Below are 12,476 nucleotides of genomic sequence, written 5' to 3' on the forward strand. Positions count from 1 at the left end.
CTTTTCGTCATTCCCGTTCCTGCCTCATCATGTTCAATATTTCCAGGGCCTTTTCGAACTCAAGATTATTGATGTACTGTTCAATTGAGTCCATATCTCCTTGATATGATCCGCAAAAAAGATTTTTCAATTCCATAAAACAGTTTATAGCCGCAATATTATTATGGCTTAGATGTTCGTGAAGCTTCGAGAACAGATCGTTGATGATCAGAGAGTCAGCTCTCTGAAAATTATTTCTGTCATCTGTCTGATATTCATTTGTATCCTTAATTGATCTTAGCCATGCCTTTATGCCCTCTGATACCAGCGCTGTCTCTTGTTCAAGATTATCAAGTGTCCTGAAAGATGACTGCATATCACCTGTTTTGATGTCATTTTCTAGTTTAGAAGCTATCAGTGAAATCCGGGTAGCTCCTATATTAGCGCTTATGCCTTTAAATGTGTGGCAGGCAATTGATGCCATGCGATTATCTTTTGACTTGATAAATTCCCTTACTCTGGAAGGTTCTGAAGAGTATTTCATGGCAAATCCTTTCAGGATATCAACATAAAGTCTCTTGTTTCCAGCCATGTGCCTAAGGCCTGCATCCATGTCTATGCCTGAAATATAATCATCAGGAAAACTATCATCATGATCTGGTTTTTCCGAAGCTTTTGGTTGAATCTCCTGCTCTATTTTTTTTGTGCTTATCCATTTATTTAGGGCATGAAAAAGCTGAATTGGATCGATTGGTTTTGAAACATAGTCATCCATCCCTGATTCAATACATTTTTGCAGGTCGTCTTTTAAAGCGTGGGCAGTGGCTGCTATTATAGGAAGATGCATCATGGCCCGGTTATCAATCATATTTTCGTTTTCCCACATCCTGATCTGGCGGGCAGCCTCATATCCATCCATTACAGGCATCTGGATGTCCATGAGCAGAGAATCATAATCATTGTTTTTCTTGATAAGATCCAGAGCCTCTTTGCCATTATTGACCACATCCACAATAAATCCTGCCTGTTCAAGTATTTCAACGGCAATCTGCTGATTCAGTTCATTGTCTTCAGCTATGAGTATTTTTGCCCCTCTTACTTGCGAAAGGTCAATATCCATATTCTGGTTTTTATCATGAACAATGTCATTGGCTTCTTTGGCAGAGAGTGTATCAATGCCCGCTGAAAATATTTCCACTATTGCATCAAACAGAACAGATGGCTTGATCGGTTTGAACAGAAAAGCTTCGACACCTTCGTTTTCTGCTTTTTTCATGATTTTTTCTCTGCCATAGGCTGTCATCAGGATGATCTTTGGCACAGATTCTTTACCTGGCATTTGCCTTATTTTCTGAATTGTCTCAATTCCATCCATTTCAGGCATTTTCCAGTCGACTATAACGAGACTGAAATTGTTTGCTGCTTCGATCATTTGAATTCCATGTAGTCCTGACGAAGCAGTCGTAACTTCAAAGGAGAAGGCTGATAGCATTTCACCCATGATTTCCAAGGCAGAAGCATTGTCATCAATCAGCAGGACCTTCATGCCCCGAAGGTCAATCGGAATATACCTTTTTTGACTTTCAGGGGATTTTACTTTTTCAAAAAAGGCTGTAAATGAGAAGCAGCTTCCCTTGCCTGGCTCACTCTCAACCCTTATGTCTCCGCCCATGAGTTCCGTGAGGTTTTTGCAAATTGCAAGGCCAAGACCTGTTCCGCCATACTTGCGGGTGATCGACGAATCTGCCTGGGTGAATGATACGAAGAGTCTGGAAATCTGATCTTCTGTCAGTCCGATTCCCGTGTCTGTTACTGAAAACTCCATGCCTAATTGGCTTTTACCATCTTTTAATATGCGGACGGCAATAATGATTTCTCCGCTTTCCGTAAATTTAATTGCATTTGTCGTCAGGTTAACAAGTATTTGGCCTAATCTCAGTGGGTCACCCCTCAGGATTTTAGGGGTATTTTTTTCGATATTTATTATCAGTTCTATCCCCTTTTCTTCGGCTGCAAGACTTGCGATCGTCGCAACATAAGAAAAAACTTCTTCAAGAGAGAAATCAATCGACTCCATCTCAAGTTTCCCTGCCTCTATTTTGGAAAAATCGAGTATGTCATTCAAAATTCCAAGAAGCGATTTTGAGGATGAATTGATTTTGTCCAGGTAATCAGTCTGCTTTGGTGTGAGGCTTGTCTTCATTGCAAGATGACACATGCCCATGATCGCATTCAGAGGGGTTCTTATTTCATGGCTCATGTGGGCCAGGAAATTGCTCTTTGTTTCTGCTATTGATTCAGCCTTCTGGCGTTCAGACTCAGCTTGAGCCCTGAGATGACTTTCTGTTATATCTAATATCGATCCTTCATAAAATGCTTTGCCGTTTTTTTCATCATAGGCCTTCCTTGCAGTGACCGAGCCCCAGAAAGCCTCTCCGTTTTTTTTGACAAAAACACTTTCAACGGCCATTATATGCCCTTCTTTGTTTAAATTATATAATAGCCTGTCACAGTCTTCATGATTTAAAAAAACCTGGAGTCTTATGTCTTTTATGGATTCAAGAAGTTCGTCCGTTGATTCAAAAGCAAAAATGGAGGCCATGGCTCTGTTCGCTGCCATAAATCTGTTTTCGGATGAAATTTGAAACATTCCTTCAACGGCATTTTCAAAAATCTCCCTGTATTTTTTTTCGGATTCACCGAGCTGTTTTATATATTCATTGATGGAATCCCTCATCTTCTCGAAACTGAGCGCAAGTTTACCTATTTCATCATTGCGTTTAATTTCCAGTGGCTGATCCAGTTGTCCGCTTGTTATTAGATGCACGCTGGCGTCAAGCTTTCGAATAGGCGAGATTACAAGCTTTCTTGTAAAAAAAATAAGAAACACGGAGGTAAAGAGAATGCAGAGTCCTGATCCCCAGATAAAAAGAATCAGGATTCCTTTTTTGTCTGCTTCGCTTTTACTTGTCTCAGCCTTCACAAATGAAAAAAAGAACGGAGACGCTCCTTCATAGGCAAATAGCGGAGTTATGCAGATTATGAAGCTTTTTTCAGAGTCCTTAGTCCTAAGTAAGAGGGGAGTAATCTGGTTTTCTGAGAATTCAGGGGCTTCGGACTTTATTATCTCATTCGCACTATTACCGATCATATTTTTGTCCAGGGCATAATAGATTTTGAGATTTCTGCTGAATACAAAACCGCTGCTGAAGCGTTCCCCTAAAATATCCACCATTGTATCCTTGTTGGCGATTGATTCATATTTCAACAGCTGCCTGTTCATGAGCTTGCCCGGGAGTAAGATCTGGGATTCAAGAGCTTTGTCAACTTCCCTTGAAAACTTTTCTATGTAATAAACTCCCATTGCAGACAGGATTATTACTTCTGTTATAATAATTATGACACCTATTCTGGATATGAGACTTTTCAAGACGAACATCATTTACTCCGGTATTTGCCAGAAGAGGTTCATGGTCAATTTATCTGCCTTTATGGAAAAAATTTTTGGCTTTATTATCAGTTTCGCGAAGAAGTTCGTTATATTTTTCAGGGGTGTTCAGGAATTTGACAAAACAGTCAAGGCCGATTTCTGCGACCTCTGGTTGCGTAGCAAGATCATAATTGAATGCCCATAATTTCGACTGATTGATTGTCTGACGTATTCTTGCCTGCATTGCCGGATAAAACGAATCAGGTATATTGGCATTAGGAGCAAGAGCGCCGCTTCCTCTGCTCATTTCCTTTTGGGGCTCCGTGTCTGAAAAGAATTCCAGCGCTGTTTTTGCAGCTTCCGCGTTTTTTGATTTCGGAAGAAGTATGCAGTCAACCGGGCCGAGGGAAACTATCGGTATCTCTGGTTTTATGATTGGAAAACAGAAATAATCGAAATCCTTTTCCTGTTTCCAGTTGAGTTTGTTTTCAAAAAGTCCTGTTATCCAGGTTCCCATGAGCGTCATTGCGGCCTCGCCATTGTAAACCATTTTTGAAGCCTCAGACCAGTCGAATACATTAGGTGTTGTATTGAAATACTGCTTTGAAATCATTTTGTCCCATACTGAAAAAACCTCGGCAACCATTGGATCGTTATATGAAACTTTTCCATCCATTAGCTGTTGCCTGAATTCAGGCCCTGCTGTTCTGAGCAGAAGATAATCAAACCAGAACTGGGCCGGCCATTTTTCTCTGGAACCAAGAGAAATCGGAGTAATTTTTTTCTCCTTGAGAACATCGCATAAGGCCAGGAAATCCTGCCATGTTTTAGGAGGAAGAAGATTGAGCCTTTGAAATATTGCCTTGTTATAGAAAAAGGCTACAAAATGCTGTGTCACAGGAATTGCGTATATTTTCCCATTATAGGTGCAGGCACCTGTAATGGCAGGACTGAATCTTGAAGCAAGGTCAGCTTTTTTCCAGACATCGTCAATAGGCAAAAGATAACCGCTGTTAACAAGATCCTGGGTTTTTGCCCCTGCCCAGAAAGAAAAGAAATCAGGCGGATTACCAACTTCGAGCATGACTTTTATGCTTGGTTTGAAAGTTTCATGCTCAAAACCAGCTGCCTTTACCTCATACCCAGGATTTTTTTTGTTGAATGTATTCACCATTTCATTGATTCCGCCGCTCATGTCTCCTGTCCAGTAGTGAAGAAATACCAGCTTTTTTGATTCCTCGGCAAAGGCCTTTCCGCAAATTAATATGGTTGAAACAATGAAAATAAAAACGAAAAGATTTCGGAATTTTTTGAATTCTGCATGCATATGCTCTTCCTTTCTAATTTGGGAAAATACTCTCAAAGAAACTAAAAAAACCAAGGAATGATACGTGTGAAACAAAGCGGGCGATTTCTTTATTAGGGCATGGTTCTATATGCTTACCCGGACTTCTTTGAGGTTAATCAGCTCGTCTGACGTATGACTTTTGGGAAAAAAACTTTCAAAAGTGCTGAATTATTAATGACGCTAAAGACGATGGTCTTGCAAAAAGTCAGAAAAGAACGCCGGCGTCATGTCTGACTTGATCCTGTATATTTGTATTTTCAGGTATTTCTGTATTTTGGCCTGCGCCGTAATGACGGTAATCGAACTTTTTGCGACTTTATCAAAGATAACACACGGCTCTATTTATTTCCATAGGTTTGAATTCGAATGGAAATCTTGCAGGTGAAGATTCGAATAAAATTGTAACTTAAAAAACGCTGTATATGCTATTGTCATTGAAAACCCGGAAAAATTAGTGGTTTTTTTGACCTGCATCAGTACCAACTGGATCAGAATCTTCAGATTCCAACCTGCATCAAGGCAATAAAAAATCAAAGGAGGTAAAAGTGAACGAGCTTGCCCTCATTTTAGGTATTATAGGACTATGCGTGGGCGCCTGGCTTTTCGGTTTTCATGGCGCAGTCAGCGGTGGTGTTCTTGGATTCCTTCTTGGCTCAGTTATTGATCTCAGGGATAGGGTCAGGAAGCTTGAGCAGGAAAGGGACACCCGCCAGCAAGCTTCTTCAGTAAAATCCTTTGAAATGTCAGCCAAGCCGGAACAGCCATACCCTGAACCTGTCCAAACAGCACCGCATACTTATGATTCATTTAAAGATAAAGAAGTAATAACTGAAACAGAGCCTGATGCTCATGCTGAATCAGATATTGCAGATAATCTCGGAACAGTAGCTTCTGCGGCCATTCCAGAAGCTAACGAGACCAGAATCCAGGATGCTTTGTTTGCTGCAGCCAAAGACGAAACAGTTTTGGCTATTAAACCAGACCCAGAAAAAACTCCTCCGGGCGAGGGTAAAATTGCCAAACTAATCGGTTATATCAGGGCTTTTTTCACAACCGGCAATGTCGTGGTCAAGGTCGGAATAATAATCCTCTTCTTTGGAGTCGCGTTCCTACTGAAATACGCCGCTGATCACAGTATTCTGCCTATAGAGGTGAGGCTCTGCGGAGTCGCTGCTGCTGGTATTGGTCTTCTTGTTTTCGGATGGAAAATGAGGGTGGAAAAGCGGGCCTTCGGACTTTCCCTCCAGGGCGGAGGTATCGGCATTCTTTATTTGACGGTCTTTTCGGCTGTTAAGCTTTATGCTCTGATCCCTCCATTTCTTGCCATGAGTCTTATGATTTCTTTCGTGATTCTTTCAGGATTCATCGCAGTTATTCAGGATGCAAAGGCTCTTGCTGTTCTTGCTTCTGCCGGAGGTTTTCTTGCGCCAGTTCTTGTTTCAAGTGGTGGCGGCAGCCATGTCATGCTGTTTTTATATTATCTGCTTTTGAATGCGGGCGTGCTTGGAATTGCCTGGTTCAAGTCCTGGCGGGAGCTTAATCTCACAGGTTTTGCCTTCACCTTTGTTATCAGCGCAATCTGGGGTATAAATTATTACATACCTGAAAATTTTGCCACGACCGAGCCTTTCCTTCTCCTGTTTTTTATCATGTATGCTTCAATCTCAGTCCTTTTTGCATTTCGTCAGCCTCCTGATCTTAAAGGCTATGTTGACGGCGCTCTTGTTTTCGGGCTTCCACTTGTTGCATTCGGCCTTCAAAGCGGCCTTGTCAGGCAGTTTGAATATGGAATAGCCATAAGCTCTCTTTGTCTTGCTGCATTTTATGTATTCCTTGCAATATGGCTGTGGAGCAGAAAAATCGAGCAGATCAGAATGCTTACAGAAGCATTTCTTGCCATCGGAGTCGTATTTGCTACCCTTGCAATTCCCTTTGCGTTTGACAGGCAGTGGATCGCCGCATCATGGGGGCTTGAAGGCGCTTCCATGGTCTGGATAGGACTCAGGCAGAAAAGATGCATTGCCAGATCCTTTGGTCTTTTTCTCCAGATATGTGCAGGATTTACTCTTTTCACCGGGTTTCATCATTATTATGGCTATAACCAGGGGGATGAGTGGTTTATCCTTAATACCAGATGTTTCAACAGCATCATAATGGCTATGGCCGGACTTTTTTCAGGGTTTTTCTATAATTATTATTCTGACAGGCTTTATAAATGGGAAAGATGGTTTCATGGAATCGCTGGTATGTGGGGAACTCTCTGGTGGTTCGGAGGCGGGCTGTCTGAAATAGACAGACATATTTATCAGAACAAAACTTCCGCCAGACTGATTTTCATGGCCCTGTCTTCCGGCGCTTTCACAATTTTAAGAAGGCCCCTTGATTGGGTATTTCTTTCCTTGCCTCCTGTAATTCTGATGCCCTGGATGTTCTTTGTCCTGCTTGCTGACCTGGTAGCGGGAGTTACTCATCCATTTTCTGAATATGGGCTGATTGCATGGGTTTCAGCTGTTATTTCCCATTTTTATGTTCTTCATGTTTTGGATACTGACTGGAAGCAAAGGTTCGCTTATTTCTGGCACACTTCAGGCTTTGTGATTCTTGTTGTCGTGGCTTCTTGGGAAGTCGCCTGGCTTGCCGATTATCTAATAAAAGGTTCGGATGTCTGGAAACTTGCAGGATGGCTTGGAGTGCCAGGTATCACGATTCTTTTTTTGATAAAATATGGAGAACACGATGAATGGCCAAAAGAGCAGTTCAGAAAAGCTTATTTTTCAACTGGTTGCTGCCTGATTGCTTCAATGCTTGGAATGTTTTTTCTATGGGCATGCCATAATGACGGAAATGCTTCTCCTCTTTCATATTTTCCGGTTTTAAATCCTGCTGATATCCTGCAGCTATTTGTGGTTATCGTGCTCCTTGTCTGGTCAAGGGCAATAACTGTGGAAAGAATGCCTATGCCTTCATTCCCTGTTTTCAGGCCGGGCGGCCTCGTTTTTTTTAGCGCTGCGGCAGCTTTTATTCTGCTGAACGTGATTGTCGCAAGGTGTGTTCATGTCTGGGCTGATGTTTATTACAGCTTTCATAATCTGACAGCATCTTTTGTTTTTCAGGCTTCCATTTCCATATTATGGACCTTTTCAGCGCTATGCATAATGTCTCTTGCTTCAAGAAAAGGAATTCGGAAATTATGGTTTGTCGGCGCCTGGCTGCTTTGCGCTGTTGTTATCAAATTATTTTTTGTCGATCTCGGTGGCAGAGGAACAGGGGAGAGAATCATATCTTTCATTGCGGTAGGTGTTCTCATGCTTGTGATAGGCTTTCTTTCGCCGCTTCCTCCATCTGTTGATTCAGAAAAGGATTCCGGGGAAGGTTCTGTTACTTAAAGGTTAAAAAGCGGGGAGCTTTTTGTAAAAAGTTTTCCGCCCAGTAAAAAGCTCTATTTTTTTATTTGGCTCTGTCTTTCTTTCAGTTATGAGCGCCTTCGAGGAATCGCTTTTTGAAAAAAGCTCCCCAAAAACTTTATGAATATGCCAGATGCTTGGGAAACAATACTTACGTTATTTTTGTAAGTCACTTTTTTAGACCAGGCAATCATACTGAAAATCGTGCATAGCCATCTTTTTATAGGCAAACGAATGGCGGCTCTTCGCCTAAAAAATCACCGAGATAAAAAATGAACTTTTGATTAGGAATAAGACTCATAAAATCAATGAAGTTTTTTGCGGAGCTTTTTGCAAAAAAGCGACCCTCCGGAGGATAACAATGAAAAAATACCTGGCCGTAGTTTTATTTATATTAATGGCGTTTCCGGCTTATGCAGGAAAATCCGAAATTTCTGATTTCGGATGCGCACTTGAACTTGATATTACCCAGGAATCGGCAATTGCCAGAATTGTTATTCCTGATCAGGTTTATGAATGCGTGACGAGGCAGGATCTTGGAGACTTGCGGGTATTCAGTCCTGACGGGAATGTGTTTCCGCACACAATAAAAAAGCCTGAGTATTCCCAGGGCGAGGCTCCAGCTCCTGTTGAACTTCCATTTTTTCCTGTTTACAGAGACGAAAACCATAATGGTGATATTTCCATGAGGGTTGAAACAGGTGCAGGCGGTTCCATTATTGATGTCAAGACCGGATCAGGAGAGAAAAAATCTGAAACTGAAGCTCCTACGTCATGGCTTATTGACGCGACTTCCGCAGAGAAGCCTTTTTCAGGGCTTGTTGTGGAATGGTCGGGTGCAGTCAATCTTGTTTTTGATGTGATAATTGAGGCTGGAGATGATCTTTCAAGGCTGAGAAGAATATCCGGGCCAGTAACCCTTGCTGATCTTGATTACGGTGGGCACAGGCTTTCCAGAAACAGGGCGGATATCCCCCTGATCAAAGTTAAATACCTTCGCCTTTCCTGGCCTAATGAAGCAGGAGGCGCAAGAATTTCCTCAATAAAGGCCGTATTCCCAAAGCCAGGAGTTCAGCCTGAAATGAAATGGAAAGAAGTGCATGGCCAGAAAGCCAGTGCTGCAATGGGAGCTGTTTCAGGCAAAACAGTCTATGAGTTTGATACAAACGGCGTTTTTCCTGTGGAGCGTATAGAGATGCAGATTCCTGCCGGGCTTGGTGTTCTTCAGGGGACTTTGATGTCAAGGCCTGATCTTGCCTCGAACTGGCGAGTAAGGTACACAGGGACATTCTATGATCTGATGGTTAATGGGAAAACCATAAATGGAGGTCAGGCTTCAATTGCATATGGGACGGACAGATTCTGGGAATTTGAGACCTCTCAAGAATCTGCCTTTAAAAATACTGCTATTCCCATGCTTAAAATAGGATGGGTTCCCCATGAACTTTATTTTGTTCCAGGCTCAAGCAAAAACTGCGTTCTTGCCTTTGGTAAACAGGGCGTAACTCTTCCATCTGACAATGCGGTTGATTCTCTTTTATCCCAACTTTTCAAAGACTCTTCTTTCAAACCGGCTTTGGCGGTGGTTTCCAATGTGAAAAATCATAACCGTAATCCACCTGTCAGGTCTTTCCCAATCAGAAAATGGCTGCTTTGGGGAGTGCTTGTTTTGGGTGTCGCTGTGATAGGTTTTATGGCTTACAGGCTTTACAGGCAGATGGGGGATAAGTAGGCTGGCCAGTGTTTTCAGCACCTTGCTTATGAATTGAGAATTATGAAGAAATTGAGGGTGTGAAGGTGAAATATGAGAATCGCTAAATCAGTCCTAATGTTGCTGCTTTTTTGTATGACATCCTGCGCAACTGCTCCTCCGGCAATTATCCGGGATGGCATCTATTATAACGATAATTATGGTTTTTCTTTTAAAACACCAGAAGGGTGGCATAATACCAATAAAATGCCTGAGTGGCTGAAAAAAGGCGTTTCAGGGTGGGTTGTTCTTAGAACTCAGTATATGTGTTTTAATAATGAAACTAACGGATTCATCGAAGTGTCCTGCGTAAAATCTTATAGAAGTATGGATGGCATCAGGAAGTTCCTTGAAGATGCATTTCAGGATCAGAAGAAAGAAATGCAGGCTGATCCTTATTTCAAAAAGATAAATTGCAAGTACTATACACCTAAAGAAGCTCCTCTTGCCAATCTGGTTGAAAGAGAAGAACTCTATTATGAAAATGAGTTTGTGAAGGAACGGCTTGAGCAGAATACTTTCGTTTATTCATTCAACGCGAGAGTTAATTATATTCTGACCTTTACGTTTATTTCCAGAAATCAGACATTCGAAGAAAATCGGAAGGCATACGATTCAGTTCTCAAGTCTTTTCAGACATATAAAGTTGATCCTTGATTAAAAAGATTCTGATGGGCTGCTGTTGCAGTAAATGATGGGGCAATTCGTTAAATCAAAAGGCTTTTTGCTTTAGAGCTTAAAGCGCTACAGCTACTTTCACAGCCCATTTTTGGTTTGCCTTATATCTCACGCCTGAAACCTATCCCCATTTTTTTCATTCTGCTTCTGAGTGAGCTTGGGTTCATTCCGAGAGTTCCGGCTGCTCCTCCCTGACCTGATATTTTCCACCCGCATTTTTTAAGGACAAATCTGATGTGGGCGGCGGTGGCTTCATCGCAGGTCATTATTTTTTCATTGTCCGATGCCGAGGAATGACATTCAGGCGCTGATTCCCTCGTTCCTATCCCGAATTTCAGAGGTTTGCCTTTGGATAGTATTATGGCTCGTTCCACAAGATTCTGGAGTTCCCTTACATTCCCGGGCCAGTCGTATGACATGAGGGTTTCAAGTTCTCCCGGCGCCAGTTCAGGCCTGTACGGCAAATTCATTTCAAAGCTTTTTGTTCTTATGAAATGATGAATCATTGCGGGTATGTCCTGTTTTCTTTCCCTGAGTGGAGGAATTTTTATAGGGAAAACATTGAGCCTGTACCATAAATCAGATCTGAACGAGCCGTGGTGAATCATTGACTGGAGATTGCGGTGCGTGGCAGCTATGATTCTTACATTGGCCTTGAGAAGCCTGCCCCCTCCGACCCTTTCGAACTCGCCGCTCTGGAGCACCCTAAGAAGTTTTACCTGGGCGGCCTGGGGCAGTTCTCCGATTTCATCGAGAAAAAGAGTCCCTCCGTCGGCGCGCTCGAACCTGCCTGCCGATCTTTCAAAAGCCCCTGTAAAAGCGCCTTTTTCGTGTCCGAACAGCTCGGAATCGATGAGTGATTCAGGAATTCCTCCACAGTTGAGACGAATGAAAGGCCCCTGGGATCTTCTTGAAAGCCTGTGAAGTTCAGCCGCCACCACTTCTTTTCCTGTGCCTGTTTCTCCGAGCAGAATCACAGGGCTGTCTGTAGGAGAGACGTGTTCAATAAGCCTTCTTACTTCCACAAGCCCTGCGTCGGCTCCGATCATCACATCTCCGGCCTTTTGGCGAACTTCCTTTAAGAGCGCCTTTTTGTCCCTTTCCATGTCAAGGTATCTGAGGGTGTTTGAAAGTGCTATGGCGAATGGTTCGTTTATTTCCTTTATGAGTTCTGCGTGGGAAGTGTTGTAATGTTCGGCCCCCCAGGCGCAGAGGGTGAGATTGCCTATTATGGTTTTTTTGATTTTAAGGGCGCAGGTTATGCTACAGAATTCATCACCGCGTATGGCCCTGTCCACAAGAATCCCTTTCTGGAGGAGCCTGACCATTTCAATATTTATCGGATGGGTATGATCCCTGATCCAGGGAATGGTCTCTATTTTTGACTCTTCCTCCCATTTGCCAATGGATTTCCACGCTGATTCGGAAAGGGGCACGTATTCATCCACAAGGAAGCCCCTGTCTCCATAAGCCATTGCTATGACCCTGGCCGCCTTGACTCCGGCCTCATAGACACTGATTAGGATAGCATCCAGGGGAAGCTGTTTTTTTAGATATGTGAAAACATCATAAACAGCTTCGTCTATGTTGAGGCTGCCACAGATTCTGAGGGTAACTTCCCTGAATAGATCAGGGGAAAGATCAGGATTTGCATTAATCATTTTATTTCACGTATGTGTTTTATTTAGCGAGTGTATTCGTTTTATTTCACGTTTTATTGCCATGATATCTGTAATTCCTTGAAAATCAAGATGTTTTTGGATGGCACTGTTTTTGTAATTAGTATTCTGTTTTATTGGCAGCAAATTACGAGAAGAGGCCATAATTTATTCCGATTTCAAATCAAAGATGAAATCAAGGCGGCAAGGAGGAAGCGACGCAGGCGTA

The 12,476-nt window shown here is 42.5% G+C and carries 6 protein-coding genes; 3 read left to right on the forward strand and 3 right to left on the reverse strand.

Annotated elements, in window-relative coordinates:
• Nucleotides 1-7 precede the first annotated feature (7 nt).
• Both K245_RS23225 and K245_RS0105570 read right to left on the reverse strand, forming a co-directional pair.
• Nucleotides 8-3,421 (reverse strand): response regulator, encoded by a 3,414-nt coding sequence (locus K245_RS23225; RefSeq protein WP_084156138.1) that lies wholly within the window; start codon nt 3,419-3,421, stop codon nt 8-10.
• 37 nt (nt 3,422-3,458) lie between these two features.
• A complete protein-coding gene (locus K245_RS0105570; RefSeq protein WP_051283902.1) occupies nt 3,459-4,736 on the reverse strand; it encodes an ABC transporter substrate-binding protein in 1,278 nt (425 codons plus the stop codon).
• Between the two features lie 566 nt (nt 4,737-5,302).
• On the opposite strand from K245_RS0105570, the gene K245_RS23230 reads away from it, so the two are divergent.
• From K245_RS23230 to K245_RS0105585, 3 genes are all read left to right on the forward strand, one after another.
• Nucleotides 5,303-8,143 (forward strand): DUF2339 domain-containing protein, encoded by a 2,841-nt coding sequence (locus K245_RS23230; RefSeq protein ID WP_051283903.1) that lies wholly within the window; start codon nt 5,303-5,305, stop codon nt 8,141-8,143.
• A 379-nt stretch (nt 8,144-8,522) separates the two neighbouring features.
• The gene (locus K245_RS0105580; protein WP_027358508.1) at nt 8,523-9,893 is read left to right on the forward strand and encodes a DUF3999 domain-containing protein; all 1,371 of its coding nucleotides are present in this window, start codon (nt 8,523-8,525) and stop codon (nt 9,891-9,893) included.
• Nucleotides 9,894-9,965: 72 nt separating this feature from the next.
• Entirely contained in the window at nt 9,966-10,568 is a 603-nt protein-coding gene (locus tag K245_RS0105585; RefSeq protein ID WP_027358509.1) for a hypothetical protein, read from the forward strand.
• Nucleotides 10,569-10,690: 122 nt separating this feature from the next.
• Here the strand turns inward: K245_RS0105585 and K245_RS0105590 are convergent, their stop codons facing one another.
• A complete protein-coding gene (locus K245_RS0105590) occupies nt 10,691-12,250 on the reverse strand; it encodes a sigma-54 interaction domain-containing protein (protein WP_051283904.1) in 1,560 nt (519 codons plus the stop codon).
• Nucleotides 12,251-12,476 lie beyond the last annotated feature (226 nt).

Origin of the sequence: Desulforegula conservatrix Mb1Pa, assembly GCF_000426225.1 — a bacterium.
GTDB lineage: Bacteria > Desulfobacterota > Desulfobacteria > Desulfobacterales > Desulforegulaceae > Desulforegula > Desulforegula conservatrix.